Genomic DNA, 16,586 nt, shown 5'->3' with positions numbered 1-16,586 from the left:
CGAAGGAGTCCGGCCCATGGCCCTGACCCAGCACGACATCGACCAGGAGATGGCGGCGGAGCGCGAGGCGTACGAGAAGCGCCTCGCCGGCGGCGCGCCCGTCGAGCACCACCCGCGCCGGGACTACGCCCCCTACCGCTCCTCGGTACTGCGCCATCCGCGGCAGCCGGCGGTCGCGATCGACGTGACCAAGGACCCGGAGATGGTGGAGCTGTCCTCCCCCGCCTTCGGCGAACGCGATCTCACCGCGATCGACGACGACCTCACCCGGCAGCACCCCGGGGAGCCCATCGGCGAGCGCATCACCGTCTCGGGTCGGGTCCTCGACCGCGAGGGACGCCCGGTGCGCGGGCAGCTCGTGGAGATCTGGCAGGCCAACTCGGCCGGCCGCTACGCCCATCAGCGCGAGCAGCACGCCGCCCCCCTCGACCCGAACTTCACCGGCACCGGCCGCACCCTCACCGACGGGGAGGGCCGCTACCGGTTCACCACGATCCAGCCCGGCCCGTACCCGTGGCGCAACCACGAGAACGCCTGGCGACCCGCGCACATCCACTTCTCCCTGTTCGGCTCCGCGTTCACCCAGCGGCTGGTGACGCAGATGTACTTCCCGAACGACCCGCTGTTCCCCCACGACCCGATCCTGCACTCGGTGACGGACCCGGCGGCCCGGCAGCGGCTGATCGCCACCTACGAGCACGGCCTGTCGGTGCCGGAGTTCTCCCTCGGCTACCACTGGGACATCGTGCTCGACGGCCCGCACGCCACCTGGTTCGAGGAAGGACGCTGACCTGCCATGACGAGGATCGACACGAGCGGCCCCGGAAAGGTGCCGCCCACCCCCTCGCACACGGTCGGGCCGTTCTACGGGTACGCCCTGCCGTTCCCCGGCGGTGAGGACGTCGCCCCGCTGGGCCACCCGGACACCGTCACCGTGCACGGGTACGTGCGCGACGGCGAGGGCGCCCCGCTGCCCGACGCCCTGATCGAGGTCTGGGGCGCCGACCCCGGGGGCCGGGTGCCGAAGGCCGACGGCTCCCTGCGGCGCGACCCCGCGAGCGGCGGCTACCTGGGCCGCAACGGGGTGGAGTTCACCGGCTGGGGGCGCGTGCAGACGGACGCCGACGGCCACTGGTACGTGCGGACGCTGCGGCCGGGGGCGCGCGGGAACAGCGCCCCGTACCTGAGCGTGTGCGTCTTCGCACGCGGCCTGCTGGTGCACCTGTTCACCCGGATCTATCTGCCGGGTGACGAGGCCGCGCTCGCCGCCGATCCCCTGCTGCGGCGACTCGACGAGGAGCGGCGGGCCACGCTGATCGCCCGGGACGAGGGCGCCGCGTACCGTTTCGACATCCGCCTTCAGGGCGAAGGAGAAACGGTCTTCCTGGAGTACCAGTGACACACCCCGCGCAGGACACCGGTCGGCCCGGCGAGCAGGACGCCGCTCTGCTCGCCCCGGGGTGGGCCGCCTCCCCCGCCGGGGCCGCCACCTCGGACACCGCGTACGTGCGCGCCCTGCTGGACGCGGAGGCCGCTCTCACCCGGGCGCAGGCCGCGCTCGGGCAGGCCCCGGCCGCCGCCGCGCGCGCGGTGACCGAGGCGGCCGCCGACCCCGGGCGCTTCGACCCGGCGGAACTCGCCGCACAGGCCCGCGCCGGCGGCAACCCGGTGATCCCCCTGGTCGGCGCCCTGACCCGGGCCGTGCCGAAGGCGCACGCCCCGTACGTCCACCGGGGAGCGACCAGCCAGGACATCATGGACACGGCGACGATGCTGGTCGCCGCCCGCACCCTGGACCCGCTCCTCGCCGACCTCGCCCGCACCGAGGAGGTCCTTGCCCGGCTCGCGGCCGCGCACCGGGACACGGCGATGCCGGGCCGCACCCTCACCCAGCACGCGGTGCCCACGACCTTCGGGCTCAAGGCCGCCGGGTGGCGCTCGCTGATCCTCGACGCCCGGGACCGGGTACGGGCCGTACGGGACACCCTGCCCGCCCAACTCGGCGGCGCGGCGGGCACCCTGGCCGCCTTCACGGCCTACGGCGCCGAGGACGCGACCGCGCTGCCGGCCGCCTACGCCTCCGAACTCGGGCTCGCGGCGCCCCTGTTGCCCTGGCACACGCTGCGCACGCCGATCGCCGACCTCGCCGGGTGCCTCGCGTTCACCGCGGGCGCCCTGGGCAAGCTGGCGGCCGATGTGCTCGTCCTCGCCCGCACCGAGATCGCCGAACTGGCCGAGGGCAGCGGCGGCGGCTCCTCCACGATGCCGCACAAGGCCAACCCCGTCCGCGCCACGCTCCTCGCGGCGGCCGCCCGGCGGGCACCCGGGCTCGCGGCGACGCTGTACGGCTCGCTGACCGCCGAGGACGAACGGCCCGCCGGGGCGTGGCACGCCGAGTGGGAGCCGCTGCGCGACCTGCTGCGGCTGACCGGTGGCGCCGCACGGGACGCGGCCGAGCTGACCGAGGGCCTGAAGGTGCGGGCCGACACGATGCGCCGCCATCTCGGCCTCACCCACGGGCTGATCGTCTCCGAGCGGCTCTCCGCCGCGCTGGCGCCCGTGCTGGGCCGGGCGCGGGCGAAGGAGCTGCTCACCGACGCGGCCCGGCGCGCCTGGGCCGAGGACCGCCCGCTCGCCGCCGTGCTCGCCGAGGAGCCCGGGGTGAAGGACGCCGTCGACCTCGGCGACCTCACCGACCCCGCCCACTACACCGGCTCCGCCGGTGCCCTCACCGACCGCGCCCTGGAGCGACGTTGACCGACACCCTCCTCCACCACCGTGGCGAAGGCCCCGCCTCCGCTCCCCCGCTGCTGCTCGGCCCCTCACTGGGCACCTCGTACGCGCTGTGGGACCGGGTCGCGCCCGAACTGGCCGTCTCCCACCGGGTGATCCGCTGGGACCTGCCCGGGCACGGCGGTTCGTCCCCGGATCTGATCCGGCCGGGCGCGACGGTGGCCGACCTCGCGGGCCTCGTGCTCGCGCTCGCCGACGCGCTGGGTCTGGAGCGGTTCGCCTACGCCGGGGTGTCGCTCGGCGGCGCGGTCGGACTCCACCTGGCCGTCCACCACCCCGGGCGGGTGTCCTCGCTGGCCGTGCTCTGCTCCTCGGCGCACTTCGGCACCGGGAACGGGTCGAAGGCGTGGAAGGAGCGGGCCGCGCGGGTGCGGGCGGAGGGCGTGGAGTGGCTGGCGGCGAACGCGGACTCCCGCTGGTTCACGCCCGGGTTCACGGTGCCCGGGCTGGTCGAGGACCAGCGGCGGGCCGACCCGGAGGCGTACGCCGCCTGCTGCGAGGCACTGGCCGCCTACGACCTGCGGGCCGAACTGCCCCGCATCACCGCGCCGACGCTGCTGCTCGCCGGCCGTGAGGACCCCGCCACGCCGCCCGCGCACCTGCGGGAGATCGCCGACGCGGTGCCGGGGGCCGCGCTGGTGGAACTGCCGGGCGCCTCGCACCTCGCGCCCGCCGAGCGGCCGGAGGCCGTGCTGACCGCGCTGCGCGGGCACTTCGACGGCGAACGCGGCGGCGCCCGGCGGGGGATGGCGGTACGGCGGGAGGTACTGGGTGACGCGCACGTGGACCGGGCCCAGGAACGGCAGACGGCGTTCACCGCGCGGTTCCAGGACTTCATCTCGCGGTACGCGTGGGGGGAGATCTGGACCGACCCCACCCTCTCGCGGCGGGAGCGGAGCATGGTGACGCTGACGGCGCTGGTCGCGCACGGGCACCACGAGGAGCTCGCGATGCATGTGCGGGCGGCGCGACGGAACGGGCTGACCCCGGACGAGATCGGGGCGGTGCTGCTGCAGGTGGGCGTGTACTGCGGGGTGCCGGCGGCGAACTCGGCCTTCGCGGTGGCGCAGCGCGTGCTGGCGGAGGAGCCGTAGGGAGCGTGCGTGGTTCCCCGCGCCGGCCGCACCCCTTCTCCTGGGTGCGGCCGAGGTCAGGTGTGCCGCAGGGCGGCCTGGGCGCGGGTCGTGATGCCGTCGGCGCCGCAGGCCCTGGCGAGGGTCAGGGCACGTTCCAGTTCCCGCCGGGAGGAGGTCGCCAGGCCGTACTCCAGGCGGGCCAGGGCGTGTTCGTACGCGGAGGGCGAGGACTCCAGGTACGTCACCGCCCGCTCGTACAGGGCCACCGCCCTGCGGCCCGTCTCCAGTGCCGCCGCGCACCGCAGGGCCTCGCCGATCGCCGTGTCCGTGCCGAACCGCTCGGCCTGCCGCCGTGCCGTCGTGGCGAGTTCGGCGGCCCGCCGGGGATCGGAGCCGGCGACCGCCCGGGCGAGGTCCAGCGCCCACGGCGCGAGCACCGTGTTGTGGTGGCCGCGCGCGGTCGCCGCCTTCTCCGCGTCCTCCAGCTCGTTGATGCCCTCCTGCGTGCGGCCGGTGGCCAGCAGCAGCCGCCCGCGCACGGAGCGGGTGTCGGGGAGCACGATCGTCGAGGGGTACGGCGGCGCGAACCCGTACCGTTCGGCGACCTCCGCCGCCTCCTCCGCGTGCCCCCGGGCGAGCAGGGTGTCGACCAGGCCGCAGCTCGCGGACCAGTGCAGGGGCAGGCCGCGGCCGACCCGTTCGGCGAGCCTGAGCGCCTCGCGCTGCGCCTGTTCGGCCTCCCGCAGCCGGCCCCGCCTGCGGTGGGCCAGTCCGACGAAGGCGTGGGCGAGCGCGAGGTGGCCGCCGCTCCAGCCGGCGCTGGTGTAGGCGTGCAGGGCCTCGGAGAAGAGGGCCTCGGCCCGGTCGAGGTGGTCGGCGTAGGCGTAGGAGCTGCCGAGCATCATCAGCAGTTCCATGCCCCACTCGCTGTCGGTCCAGCCGAGGCCGGGGGCGAGGCGGCCGTTGACGAGGGCGCGGTCGCTGTACTCCACGACCTGCTCGGCGTTCTCGCCGTGGGTCATGGCGTCGAAGCCGCGCAGGATCAGTAACGCCCGTTCGGCGTTGTCCCGTCCGGTGCACGCGGCCGCGAGGTCGGCGAGGCCGGTGGAGCGCGACGGGGTGCCGTCCTCGGGGGCGTGGATGCCCTCCCACATGTAGTGCACGGCCCGCAGCCGGGTCTTGGCGGGCCCGTCGGGCAGCAGCGCGGCCTCGGCGTCGACCGTGCGGACGGCCTCCTCCAACTGATCGTTGTGGAGGAGCGCCTGGGAGAGCCGGTGGACGGCGTCCACGCGGATGTCGCCCTCCAGGCCGGGCAGCGCGAGGGCCTCGCGGAGGTACTCGACGGTGGTCGCGGGCGAGGTCAGCAGGGTGGCGCAGCCCAGTTCGTACAGGACGTAGGGGTGGACCTCGGGCCGGGGCGGCTCGGCGAGCGCGCGTTCCAGGCAGCGGCGGGCGGGGTCGGGGGCGCCGACGGAGAGGTGTTCCCGCGCGGCCTCCCGCATCTGCTCGACCAGTTCGGCGTCGTCGTCGGGGTGGACGTACATCAGGTGGCGGGAGATGGCGGCGGCGCCCATCCCCTGGCCGGCGACGACCTCCGCGGCGATGCCGTGCATGGCGGTGCGCAGCGCGGGCGGGATGGACTCGTAGATGTCGGTGGCGACCAGCGAGTGGAGGAACTCCAGCTCGTCCCCCTCGGCCCGGCCGCCGGCGCCGGGGTCGACCCGGGTGAGGAAGCGGGCCTTGACGAGCAGGCCGGCGCAGCGTGCCGCGTCCTGCCGGTCGAGTCCGGACAGGCGGGACACGAGGTCGACGGTGATGCCGTTGCCGAGGATCGCGGCCGCCCACGCGAACCGGGTGGCGTTCACGCCGAGTTGTTCGAGGCGGGCGAGGAGTCCGCGACCGCGGGCCGACTTGTTGAGCGCGCGCAGTTCGGTGGCGGAGGCCTCGACGGGTTCGAGCCGGCTGTCCCGGACCTTGGCGAGGAGTTCCACGGTGTCGTACGGGTTGCCGTCGGTGACCGCCCACACCTCGCGGCAGAACGGGGCGTCGGCGTGGGCGCCGAGAGTGGCGCGGGTGAGGCCCGCGGTGGCCTCGGGGGTGAGCGGGCGCAGCGGCATCACGGGGCGGCTCGCGCGGGCGGCGACGGCGTCGAGCCGGTGGGCGGCGGCCCCCTCGGCCTCGTCGGGGCGGCGGGCCACGACCAGGAGGACGGGCAGGTCGTCGACGCGTTCGACGAAGGCGTCGAGCCAGCTCAGGGTCTCCTGGTCGGCCCAGTGCGCGTCGTCGAGCAGCAGCACCAGCGGCCATTCGCGGCGGGCGAGCCGGCGTACGGCGGTGACGAGGCCGTCGCGCACCGCCTGCGGGTCCGGCGGGCGGGCGCCCGGGTCGGCTATGCCGAGGGCGGGGCCGGAGACCTCGTACCACTCGCCGAGGTAGTCGCGGGCCTCGTCGGGCATGAGGGAGACGAGCGCGGGCTGGAGGAGCTGGCGCAGGACGTTGAACGGGACGGAGGAGACGGTCGCGCCACCGCGGGCGTACCAGACGGTGCAGCCCAGCTTCTCGGCGCGGGCCCGGACCTCGGTGAGCAGGGCCGTCTTGCCGAAGCCCGCCTCACCGGTGAGGACGAGCACACTGCCCGGACCCGGCGCTCCGGCCGGTGACTCGGCGCGCAGCGCGTCCACCGCCGCGGAGACCGCGCGGAGTTCCTCCTCGCGTTCCCACAGGGAGGCCGAGGGGACCGCGTCCGGCGGTTCCTCCGTCATCCCGCTACCTCCCCAGGCCGCCCAAATGACGTACAGGCATTGAGCGTAGCCGCCCCGGCCGACGGAGGGGACGGCTGTCGGTCACGTGTTGCCGGTTGCCCCGGAAACGGGGTATGGGAAGGCGCGGTGATGGTATGGGGCGGGGGCCTCTCATCCCGCTTTCACGGTGGGCTCATACGGTGGGGCCATGACGCAGGTGACTCCCCCCGGGTGGTACCCCGACCCCGGGCAGAACAGTGACGGCCCCGCCACGGAGCGCTGGTGGGACGGCAACGCATGGACGGAACGCATCCGCCCCGCGGCTCCGGCCGCCCCGGGGGGTCCACCGGCACCCGGTTCCGCCGACGCGGCCCGGGCCGAAGAGGACACGCCCCCGTCGGACGCCGTGCCCCAGGACACGGCTCCTTCGGGCCCGGACACGACGGGCGCCCCGGACACGACGGTCGCCCCCGACACGGGCGCGGGCCCGGCGGACGCGGGTCCCGGCACGCCCCCGGCGCCGGCCGTCCCGGCGGCGGACGCGGCGCAGGCGGGCCCGGCCGACGCCGGCCCCGGCTCGGGTCCGGCGGCCCCTCGGTGGGGCGGGCCCCCGGCGCCGGGCCAGGAGGGCGCCTTCGGCCCCACCGCCCCGCTCCCGGCCGGCGGGTACCCGGGGGCGCAGCCCGGCGCGTACCCCCCGCCGTATCCCGGCCAGGCCGGCTACCCCGCCCACCCCGCTTATCCCGCCTACCCCACCCCCCTGCCCCCGCGGCGGCGGGGCCTGCGGGTGGGGATAGCGGTGGCCGCCGCCGTGGCCGTGCTCGCCAGTATCGGGGTCGGCGCCTACGTGCTCACCAAGGACGACGGCGGCAGCGGCGGCACCAGCAGCAGCGCGCAGGGGCCCGGGGGCGAGCGCCGGGGCCGCGAGGGCGGCTCCGGTGGCTCCGGCGGGGGCGGTCCCGAGTCCGGGCGGCCCGAGGCGCCGAAGATCGAGAGCGGTTCCGTGGCCGACCCGATCGACGGGATCAGCCTGCCGGTCCCGGACGGCTGGTACGGACAGCAGGGCCAGATCGGCGCCCAGCTCTCCTCCAAGGACACCTACAAGTGCCCCGGCGACACGTCCAAGACGTGCACGCGGGGCGGCGCGTACTCGACGCCCGCACTCGCCCTCGGGACCAAGGGCGGCACCGCCGAGGAGGTCGCGAAGGCGGACATCGCCGACAACGCCGAGGAGTCCTACGGCGGCGACAGCTACGGCAGCATCACCTCGCACGAGGTGCTCGCGTCGAAGGCGGTCACCGTGGCGGGGCAGAAGGGCTACCTGGTGCGCTGGAAGGCGGTCACCAGCAAGGGCTCGGACGGCTATGTGCAGTCGCTCGCCTTCCCCTCGCCGGTGAGCGCGAAGCAGATGGTCGTGGTGCGGTTCGGCGTCGACGTGGGCCAGAAGCAGTCCCTCCTGGACGAGATCACCGAGGGGATCAAGGTCTCCAAGGGCGGCGGCAGCGGTCAGGACGTCTGACGCCGCCGGGCGCGGCCACGCGTACGAGTCGGCCGGGTGGACCCCCTCTCCGCTCCGGAGGGGGTCCACCCGGCCGGGTGGTGCGCCGCGCCCGTCCCCACGGTGCGGCGCGCAGGTCCCCGTCCGGTCATCCCACGGACGGCGGGCCTGGTTCTAGGTGAGGCCGAGTGCCGGGAGCACCGCCGCCTCGACGAAACGTTCGAGGTACGCGCCGTCCGCGTACCGGCCCTCGAGCATCGGCCGGACCCGCGCCATGCCGAGGATCTGGGCGGGCACGTAAGGCAGGGCGGGATGGTCGGCGCGAACCTCGCCGCGCTCGACGCCGCGGCGCAGGATCGTCTGCAGCATCCGCACCTCGGGCTCCACCAGGGCCTCGCGCAGCGCCTGCTGGAGTTCCTTGTCGAGCTTCACCGCGTTGCCGAGGGCCTGCATCAGCCGGGTGTCGTGAGCGGACTCCCCCGCCGCCCGCGCGACCGCACGCAGGTCCTCGGCGAGCGAGCCGGTGTCGATGCCGGTGAAGCGCACGCACCGGCTGGAGCGCAGTGCCGCGGCGACGAACCGCGGCTTGTTCCGCCACTGCCGGTAGAGCGTGGACTTGCTGCAGCGGGTGCTGGCCGCGACGCCCTCCATGGTGACCGCCTCGTAGCCGCATTCACGGACCTGTTCGAGTACGGCGTCGAAGAACTCCTGCTCGCGTTCGGGCGTGAGCTTGGAGCGGCGCGAGGCGGCCCCGGTCGGGGACGCGTCCGCTGCCTGCGACGTCATGGCTCCGATCCCCTCTCCTGCTCCGGTGGTACTTCCGTGCTGCGTGATGCCCGCTGTCCCGGTGCCGCAATCCGCGCCGGCCAGTGGTGCTCTTCACACGATACATCGATACGCCAGTGTACCGATACGCGACCGTATCGGTACACTGGCGTATCGATGAGCCCGGAGTGATCCCTCACGTCCCGAGCTCCGTACACCGTCAGCAGAAGGACCGCGGGATGGCTTCCAGAACCGAGCCGCCGGACAGCGAACCATCCGGCAGCGCGACCGGCGTTTCCGTCAGGCCGCCCCTCCTACGTGAACTCCTCCTCGTCGCCGGACTGTTCCTCCTCTACAAGGCCGGCCGGCAAGTGGCCGACGGCCATGTCGCCGAGGCCTTCCGCAACGCCCACCGGGTCTGGGACCTGGAACGGGACGTGCGCCTGCCGGGCGAAGGGGCCGTGCAGTCCCTGCTCCTGCACGGCGAGACCGCGGTGCACCTGGCCAACACCTACTACGCGGTGGTGCACTTCCCCGCCACCGTCGCCTTCCTCGTGTGGCTGTATCTGCGCCGCCCCGCGCACTACGTGTGGTCCCGCAGAATCCTGGCGCTGCTCACCGGCGCGGCCCTCGCCCTGCACCTGGCCTTCCCGCTCGCCCCGCCCCGCCTGCTCGGCGCGGCGCACCTGGTGGACACCGGTCGGATCTACGGGCCGACGGTCTACGGGGCGCGGCCCTCGTCCGACACGATGGCGAACCAGTTCGCGGCGATGCCCTCGCTGCACTTCGGGTGGGCGCTGATGGTGGCGCTCGGGCTGATCGCGGCGACCAGGACCCGGTGGCGGTGGCTGTGGCTGCTGCACCCGGCGGTGACCCTGCTGGTCATCGTGGGCACGGCGAACCACTTCTGGCTGGACGCGCTGGTGGCGACGGCGCTGCTGGGCATCGCCCTCGCGGTCGTCCCCTCACCCGCCCGGCGCGCGAGGACACGGGCGAAGGCCGGGAACGCACCGCCCACCGGGTCCGGGGTGCCGCCGGTTCCCGCCGGGTCCGGCAGCTCGCCGGTCCCCGCCGGCGCCGTCGGCCGCCGGCACGGTCTCGTGGGAGCGCGGCGATGAGCCCGGCCGTCCTCGCCATCGCCCTGTCGCTGGTCTCCGCCGCCGCCTACGCGGCCGCCGCGGTGGCCCAGGAACGGCTCGCCGCCCGCAGCACGGGCACCGGTCTGCTGCGGCTGCTCGGGCGCGGGGCCTGGTGGTGGTCGGTCCTGCTCAACGCGGGCGCCGCGCTGCTTCACGTCGCCGCGCTCAAGTACGGCACCCTCACCCTGGTGCAGCCGCTGGGCGCGCTGACGCTGGTGGCCGCGGTGCCGCTGGGCGCCCGGGCGGCCGGGCGGCGGGTCACCGCGGCGGAGTGGCGCGGCACCGCGCTGACCCTGGCCGGTCTCGCGGCGCTGCTGGTCGCCGCGTCCGGGCCGGCGCCGGAACGGATCCTGTCCCTGCCGCAGGCTCTCGCGGTCGCCGGGGCGACGACGGCGCTCATCGGGATGCTGGCCCGGCCGGGCGCCCGGCCCGGGTTGCGGCACGCGACGGCCTCCGGGGTCGCCTCGGGGGTGGCCTCGGCGCTGACCCAGACGGTGACGGTGGCCGCGACGGACCGCTCCGAACCCACGCTCGGCGCCCACGTGGTCCTCGTGGCGCTGCTGGTGGCGGCGTTCGCGGCGGGCGGTCTGCTGCTCTCGCAGACGGCCTACCGGGGCGGGCTCGGGGCCCCGCTGGCGGTGGTGACGCTGGCCAATCCGGTCGCGGCGGCGGCGATCGGCGTGACGCTGCTGGGCGACCGGCTGCGCGGCGGGCTGGAGGGGCTGCCGGCGGGGGCCCTCGGGGCGCTGCTGGCCGCCTGGGGCGTGGTGGTGCTGTCACGGGCGGCCCGGGTCGTGGGCGCGGTGCCGGTACCGGCCGTGGCGGCCGTGCCGGAGGGGGCGGCGCTTCCGGACGTGGTGACGGTGCCGGAGGAGCATCCCGTCGCCGCGGTGCTCGCCCTGGACCCCGAGAGCTGTCCGACGGAGGCACCGCCGGAGCGTCCTTCGCCCCCCGTGTCCCTGCCGTCGCCCAGGGGTTCCACGGTTCCCCTCCGCTGAGCGAGGGCGGGCCGGATCCCCGCGCCGAGGACGCCGGGGACACCGCGCCCGCTGTACCTTCCCCCGTCACCCGTTCGTCTCCGCACCCTTCCCTCCCGTTCGGTGCGCTTGGAACACTCCAGGCGCACGTGCCGAAGCGCCCCGGCGGGCCGCCCGCCGGGAGCCGAACAGAAGGAGAGGGCCCCCATGCCCGAGGTCGACCGGCGCCGCTTCCTGCAACTGGCCGGCGCCACCGCCGGATTCGCCGCCCTGTCCGGCAGCATCGAGCGCGCCGCCGCGCTTCCCGCACACCACCGCACGGGGACCCTGGAGGACGTCGAGCACATCGTCGTCCTCATGCAGGAGAACCGGTCCTTCGACCACTATTTCGGCTCCCTCAGAGGCGTCCGCGGCTTCGGCGACCCGCACCCGGTGATCCTGCCCGGGGGCAAATCCGTGTGGCACCAGCCGGACGCCACCGGAGACGGGGTGGTGCTGCCCTTCCGGCCCGAGGCCGACGACCTGGGTCTGGCGTTCCTGCAGGACCTCCCGCACGGCTGGAACGACGGCCACGCCGCGTTCGCCGGGGGCAGGTACGACGGCTGGGTGGGTGCCAAGTCGGCGACCACCATGGCGCATCTGACCCGCGAGGACATCCCCTTCCACTACGCCCTCGCCGACGCGTTCACCGTGTGCGACGCCTACCACTGCTCGCTGCTCGGCTCCACCGACCCCAACCGCTACTACATGTGGACCGGGTACACCGGCAACGACGGCCGGGGCGGCGGTCCCGTCCTCGGCAACGACGAGGCCGGTTACCGCTGGACGACCTACCCGGAGCGGCTGGAGAAGGCCGGGATCTCCTGGCGGATCTACCAGGACGTCGGCGACGGGCTGGACGCCGAGGGCGGCTGGGGCTGGATCCAGGACGCCTACCGGGGCAACTACGGCGACAACTCGCTGCTCTACTTCGACCAGTACCGTGAGGCCCGGCCCGGCGACCCGCTGTACGACAAGGCCCGCACGGGCACCGACGCCCGCCGGGGCGAGGGCTTCTTCGACCGGCTGCGCGCGGACGTCACCGGCGGCCGGCTCCCGAAGATCTCCTGGATCGTGGCCCCCGAGGCGTTCACCGAGCACCCCAACTGGCCCGCGAACTACGGCGCCTGGTACATCTCCCAGGTGCTGGACGCGCTCACCGCCGACCCCGCGGTGTGGGCGCGGACCGCGCTGTTCGTGACGTACGACGAGAACGACGGCTTCTTCGACCACGTCGTCCCGCCCTTCCCGCCCGGCTCCCCCGCCCAGGGCGCCTCGGCCGTCGACGCGGGCGCCGACGTGTTCCCCGGGAGCGCCTCGCTCGTCGCCGGGCCCTACGGGCTGGGCCAGCGGGTGCCCATGCTCGTGGTCTCGCCCTGGAGCAGGGGTGGCTGGGTCTGCTCCGAGACGCTGGACCACACCTCGATCATCCGGTTCATGGAGCGCCGCTTCGGCGTCCACGAGCCGAACATCTCGCCCTGGCGGCGCACCGTCTGCGGCGACCTGACCGCCGCGTTCGACTTCTCCCGCCGGGACACCGGTGCCGTGTCGCTCCCGGACACCGAGGGGTACCGGCCCCCGGACGGCCTGCGCCACCCCGACTACGTGCCCACCCCGCCCGCCACCGGCCGGCTGCCCCGGCAGGAGCCGGGAACCCGCCCCGCCCGGCCGCTGCCGTACGTGCCCCACGTGGACGCCTCGGCCGAACGCGGCGCCGGCTCGCTCACCCTCACCTTCTCCTCCGGCCCGCACGCCGGCGCCGCCTTCCTGGTGACCTCGGGCGGGGCCGAGGAGGGCCCGTGGACGTACACGGCGGCGCCCGGCCGCCCCGTCTCCGGCACCTGGGACCGCGCCGAGGCGAAGGGCGCGTACCACCTCACCGTGCACGGACCGGGCGGGTTCCTGCGCGAGTTCGCCGGCACCACCCGGAAGGGGGCCGCGGCGCCCGAGGTGACGGCCCGGCACACGGACGGCGACCTGGAACTCACCTTCACGGGCGGCGCGGCCGGCACGCTGCGGTACCGGCTCGCGGGGGCGCGGGGCGGGGCGCGGACGTTCCGGGTGCGGGCCGGGGAGCGCGTGCGGCACCGGGTTCCCCTGGCGGCGAGCCGGCGGTGGTACGACCTCACCGTGACCGTCGACGGCGACCCGTCCTTCCGGCGCCGCTTCGCGGGGCACGTGGAGAACGGCCGGGCGGGCGTGAGCGATCCCGCGCTGGGAGGGCACTGACCGGCGCGGGCGGCCCGGGTACGGACGGAGTGGGTGGAAGGGACATATGCGTCGGAGGCGGCTCGCGGTAGTGTGCCCCGGTGACCACGCATTCGAACACTCCCGCAGGCTGGTACCCCGATCCCCACGGAGCGGTACAGACCCTGCGCTACTGGGACGGAACCCAGTGGACCCAGCACACGAGCCCGGACCAGCAGGGGGCGCAAGCGGCGCCGCCCGCCCCGGGTACCGCCCCGGCCATGCCCCAGCAGGCCGCCCCGCCGGACCCCCGCGTGCAGCGCCAGGTGCAGCAGCAGGCCGGGGTCGCGCCCGGTGCGGGCGGCGGCGGTTCGCTGTTCAGCGAGCCGGTGCTGGTGGTGAACCAGAAGGCCAAGCTGATCGAGCTGACCAACGAGTACAAGGTCTTCGACCAGCAGGGCAACCAGATCGGCTCCGTGGCCGAGGTCGGGCAGAGCGGGCTGAAGAAGGCGCTGCGGTTCGTCTCCAGCCTCGACCAGTACATGACCCACAAGCTGGAGATCCGTGACGCCTACGGCCAGCCGCAACTGCTGCTGACCCGGCCCGCGAAGTTCATCAAGTCCCGGGTGATCGTGGAGCGTCCGGACGGACAGCAGGTGGGCGAGATCGTCCAGCAGAACGCGATCGGCAAGATCAACTTCGCGATCAACGCGGGTGGTCAGAAGATCGGCGCGATCAAGGCCGAGAACTGGCGGGCCTGGAACTTCGCGATCACCGACCACGCGGACAACGAGGTCGCCCGGATCACGAAGACGTGGGAGGGCCTCGCCAAGACGATGTTCACCACGGCGGACAACTACGTCCTGCAGATCCACTTCCAGCTCCCCGAGCCGCTGCGGAGCCTCGTCGTGGCGACGGCGCTGACCGTGGACACGGCGCTCAAGCAGGACGCACGCGGCCTCGGCTGAGGCGCACGGGCACAGCCGCCGCACGGCACACGGACCGCCCCGCGCGCCCGAAGGGAGCGCGGGGCGGCCGTGCCGGGGGCGGGCCCGGCCGTGGGGCCCGGCGGGGTCAGGACCGCCGGGGAACCGGGGCCGGCCCTCGCGAAGGAGGCTCCTCCCGGCCGGGCGGCTACTGCAGGTAGGCCTCCACCTCACTGAACTGGGCCGCCGGCCAGCCCGTGTTGGCGGTGACGTCGAGCCGCAGGTACCGCAGGTCGGCGTTGGCCGGGAGGGTGACGGTGGCCGTGTTGCCGGTAGCCGGGTCGAAGCGGTAGCCCTTCGAGCCGACGACCGTGGACCAGCCGGAGCCGTCGGTGCTGCCGAGCACGGACAGGGTCTCGGTGCGGGCGCCCCATGCCGAGGACGGCGGCAGCTTCAGCACCAGCCTCCGCACGGCCTGGCTCGAGCCCAGGTCGACGGTGAACGCCTGCGGGAAGGCGTTGTTGCTCGACTCCCAGTAGCTGTTGGCGTCGCCGTCCACCGCCTTGCCCGGGGTGTAGACGTCCTGGGAGCCGGTGGCCGTGGCCGGGCGGCCCTTGGCGAGGTTGCGGGTGGGGTCGGGCGCGGGGTTGCCCTGGCCGGGCTCGGGCCAGGTGGTGCAGTCCGACCAGGTGCTGTTCCACCCGGAGTTGCCGCCGCCGTCGGTGAGCGTGAAGGTGCCCGAGTCTGCCGGGTAGGGGCAGTTGTAGACGCCGGCCGAGCCGACTCCGGTGGCGGTGACGTTCTTGAAGGTGGCGGCGCCCTGCGCCTCGGCCTGCACGACGACCGTGCCGGTGTTCTTCACGGTGGCGCCCGTGACGTTGACGTTCTTCACCGGGTGGCCGGTGCCCCCGCCGGAGACGAACTCGAAGGCGCTGTAGGGGCTGTCGGTGATCGTGGTGTCGGTGATGTTGACCGTGGCGTTGATCTGGCTGTCGTAGGAGTCGACGCGCAGCGCGCCCATCGGGTGCTTCCAGTTGGGGTTCATCGCGCCGGCGCGGACGAGTGTGTTGCCGTCGACCGTGATCGTCCCGGCGAGCGGGTGGAACGGGTCGAGGAACTTCTGGTTGGAGATCGCGATGCCGCTGCCCAGGGCGTTGGTGTCGGAGATCAGGTTGTTCCGCACCGTGATGTCGGTGCCGCCGTAGATGGCGATGCCGTTGGCGAGGTTGGGCTGCGAGATGGTGTTGTTCTCGAAGCTGCTGCTGATGTCCGGGGAGTTGAGCGACCACATGGCGAGCGAGTCGTCGCCCTGGTTGCGCAGGAAGTTGCCGCGCACGTGGACGTTCTTGGCGGTGCCGTTGAGGTTGAGTCCGTCGGCGGTGGTGTCGAGGATGCGGTTGTTCTCGACGACGAGGTTGTCGTTGGTACCGGTGAGCCAGAGGCCCACCTTGAGGTGCTGGAGCCACATCCCGGAGACGGAGGAGTTCGCGCCGAGGGAGCCGTTGACGAAGTTGTCGGGGCTGCCGTCGTTGCGCTCGGTGACCTCGCCGATCACCGCGAAGTCCTTGAGGTGGACGTTGCCCGCGCTGCTCTGCTGGTCGATGAAGCTGGAACTGTGCACCACGGAGTGCCAGCTCCCCGCGCCCTGGAGGGTGACGTTCTGCACGTTCTGCAGGGAGGAGGTGACCCTGTAGTCGCCCGGCGGTATCCACACCACCCCGCCCTGGGCGGCGGAGATGGCGGCGCGGAAGGCCTGGGTGGAGTCGCCCTGGCCGCTGGGGTCGGCGCCCTTGTCGGTGACGGAGACGGCCCCGGAGGGCTTGCCCGAGGCGTCGGCGACCTGCTCGAAGTCGGCGACGTCGACCGTGACCTGCACATTGCTCGCCTGGAGGGCGATCTTGTCGCCCGCCTGGACGTTCCGGCCGAGCAGCAGCCGCGCGTTGTCGAAGAAGTGGTGGGTCTTGGAGCCGGCGATCCAGCCGGTGTCGACGTAGGAGTACTTCGAGGTCACGGGGAGGGTCTTGGCGAGCTTGGTGCCGTTGACGTACACGTCGAGGCTGCCGGACTGGCCGTCGGGCACGTTGTAGGAGACGTTGATCGCGTTGGCGGCGCGCGGCACGGTGAACTCCACCCGCTGCCCGGAGTTCAGGCGGACCGCCTGCCGGCCGGAGGCCTCGGAGGCGACGGTGCCCTGGGTGTGGTCGGGACCGATCCTGGCGCCGGTGCTGCTCGCCGACTCGGCCTCGACCGAGGTGAAGGGGAGGGTGGCGCCGGCGGCCGCCTGTGCGGCGGGCGCGCCGAGGGTGACGAGGGTGCCGGCCGTGAGGGCGACGGCGGTGGCGACGGCGGAGAGTCGTCCGGCGGCTCTGGCCGTGGTGCGGTGGCGTGGGGTGCCCTGTGACATGGTGCTGATCCCTTTCGAGTGGGGTACGGGGATAGCGCGTC

At 74.4% G+C, this 16,586-nt stretch carries 12 protein-coding genes and 1 pseudogene; 10 read left to right on the top strand and 3 right to left on the bottom strand.

What is annotated here, in order from left to right; translation table 11 throughout:
* Positions 1–16: 16 nt before the first annotated feature.
* From pcaH to pcaDC, 4 genes are read left to right on the top strand one after another with little or no spacing between them, the layout of a single operon-like run.
* Positions 17–790 (top strand): protocatechuate 3,4-dioxygenase subunit beta, encoded by a 774-nt coding sequence (gene pcaH, locus OHB09_RS27930; protein ID WP_191851793.1) that lies wholly within the window; start codon positions 17–19, stop codon positions 788–790.
* A 6-nt stretch (positions 791–796) separates the two neighbouring features.
* The gene (pcaG, locus tag OHB09_RS27925) at positions 797–1,399 is read left to right on the top strand and encodes a protocatechuate 3,4-dioxygenase subunit alpha (RefSeq protein WP_234528353.1); all 603 of its coding nucleotides are present in this window, start codon (positions 797–799) and stop codon (positions 1,397–1,399) included.
* Positions 1,396–2,757: a 3-carboxy-cis,cis-muconate cycloisomerase gene (pcaB, locus tag OHB09_RS27920; protein WP_328922732.1), complete on the top strand. Its 1,362-nt coding sequence runs from the start codon at positions 1,396–1,398 to the stop codon at positions 2,755–2,757. Before pcaG ends, pcaB begins: the two co-directional genes overlap by 4 nt.
* Positions 2,754–3,887 (top strand): bifunctional 3-oxoadipate enol-lactonase/4-carboxymuconolactone decarboxylase PcaDC, encoded by a 1,134-nt coding sequence (gene pcaDC, locus OHB09_RS27915; protein ID WP_328922731.1) that lies wholly within the window; start codon positions 2,754–2,756, stop codon positions 3,885–3,887. Before pcaB ends, pcaDC begins: the two co-directional genes overlap by 4 nt.
* Positions 3,888–3,943: 56 nt before the next feature.
* Here the strand turns inward: pcaDC and OHB09_RS27910 are convergent, their stop codons facing one another.
* Positions 3,944–6,631, bottom strand: coding sequence for an ATP-binding protein (locus tag OHB09_RS27910; protein WP_191851797.1), 2,688 nt, complete (start codon positions 6,629–6,631; stop codon positions 3,944–3,946).
* Between the two features lie 187 nt (positions 6,632–6,818).
* On the opposite strand from OHB09_RS27910, the pseudogene OHB09_RS27905 reads away from it, so the two are divergent.
* Positions 6,819–6,899 (top strand): annotated as a pseudogene (locus tag OHB09_RS27905) (DUF2510 domain-containing protein); the annotation flags it as partial.
* Positions 6,900–7,016: 117 nt separating this feature from the next.
* The gene (locus OHB09_RS27900; RefSeq protein ID WP_328923069.1) at positions 7,017–8,129 is read left to right on the top strand and encodes a hypothetical protein; all 1,113 of its coding nucleotides are present in this window, start codon (positions 7,017–7,019) and stop codon (positions 8,127–8,129) included.
* A gap of 153 nt (positions 8,130–8,282) precedes the next feature.
* On the opposite strand, the gene OHB09_RS27895 is transcribed toward OHB09_RS27900, so the two are convergent.
* A complete protein-coding gene (locus OHB09_RS27895) occupies positions 8,283–8,894 on the bottom strand; it encodes a TetR/AcrR family transcriptional regulator (RefSeq protein ID WP_006139834.1) in 612 nt (203 codons plus the stop codon).
* A 218-nt stretch (positions 8,895–9,112) separates the two neighbouring features.
* On the opposite strand from OHB09_RS27895, the gene OHB09_RS27890 reads away from it, so the two are divergent.
* The 4 genes from OHB09_RS27890 (at position 9,113) to OHB09_RS27875 (ending at position 14,183) form a co-directional block, all read left to right on the top strand.
* The gene (locus OHB09_RS27890; protein WP_319116443.1) at positions 9,113–9,991 is read left to right on the top strand and encodes a phosphatase PAP2 family protein; all 879 of its coding nucleotides are present in this window, start codon (positions 9,113–9,115) and stop codon (positions 9,989–9,991) included.
* Entirely contained in the window at positions 9,988–11,010 is a 1,023-nt protein-coding gene (locus OHB09_RS27885) for a DMT family protein (RefSeq protein WP_328922730.1), read from the top strand. The genes OHB09_RS27890 and OHB09_RS27885 overlap by 4 nt, the downstream gene beginning before the upstream one ends.
* A 186-nt stretch (positions 11,011–11,196) precedes the next feature.
* Positions 11,197–13,257: a phosphocholine-specific phospholipase C gene (locus OHB09_RS27880; protein ID WP_328922729.1), complete on the top strand. Its 2,061-nt coding sequence runs from the start codon at positions 11,197–11,199 to the stop codon at positions 13,255–13,257.
* An 80-nt stretch (positions 13,258–13,337) separates the two neighbouring features.
* Positions 13,338–14,183, top strand: a complete 846-nt coding sequence (locus OHB09_RS27875; protein ID WP_040894857.1) for a phospholipid scramblase-related protein — start codon at positions 13,338–13,340, stop codon at positions 14,181–14,183.
* A gap of 166 nt (positions 14,184–14,349) precedes the next feature.
* Here OHB09_RS27875 and OHB09_RS27870 read toward each other — a convergent pair whose 3' ends face one another.
* Positions 14,350–16,545, bottom strand: a complete 2,196-nt coding sequence (locus OHB09_RS27870; protein WP_328922728.1) for a discoidin domain-containing protein — start codon at positions 16,543–16,545, stop codon at positions 14,350–14,352.
* Positions 16,546–16,586 lie beyond the last annotated feature (41 nt).

Origin of the sequence: Streptomyces griseoaurantiacus, from assembly GCF_036189845.1 — a bacterium.
GTDB classification, from domain to species: domain Bacteria; phylum Actinomycetota; class Actinomycetes; order Streptomycetales; family Streptomycetaceae; genus Streptomyces; species Streptomyces griseoaurantiacus.
The sequence above is the reverse complement of the archived record's forward strand: the minus strand, read 5'-3'. Positions and strand labels throughout refer to the sequence as shown.

Excerpts from the sequence above, each read along its gene's own strand:
- pcaH (WP_191851793.1), top strand. The coding sequence starts at position 17 with ATGGCCCTGACCCAGCACGACATCGACCAGGAGATGGCGGCGGAGCGC.
- pcaG (WP_234528353.1), top strand. The coding sequence starts at position 797 with ATGACGAGGATCGACACGAGCGGCCCCGGAAAGGTGCCGCCCACCCCC.
- OHB09_RS27910 (WP_191851797.1), bottom strand. The coding sequence starts at position 6,631 with ATGACGGAGGAACCGCCGGACGCGGTCCCCTCGGCCTCCCTGTGGGAA.
- OHB09_RS27895 (WP_006139834.1), bottom strand. The coding sequence starts at position 8,894 with ATGACGTCGCAGGCAGCGGACGCGTCCCCGACCGGGGCCGCCTCGCGC.
- OHB09_RS27890 (WP_319116443.1), top strand. The coding sequence starts at position 9,113 with ATGGCTTCCAGAACCGAGCCGCCGGACAGCGAACCATCCGGCAGCGCG.
- OHB09_RS27885 (WP_328922730.1), top strand. The coding sequence starts at position 9,988 with ATGAGCCCGGCCGTCCTCGCCATCGCCCTGTCGCTGGTCTCCGCCGCC.
- OHB09_RS27880 (WP_328922729.1), top strand. The coding sequence starts at position 11,197 with ATGCCCGAGGTCGACCGGCGCCGCTTCCTGCAACTGGCCGGCGCCACC.
- OHB09_RS27870 (WP_328922728.1), bottom strand. The coding sequence starts at position 16,545 with ATGTCACAGGGCACCCCACGCCACCGCACCACGGCCAGAGCCGCCGGA.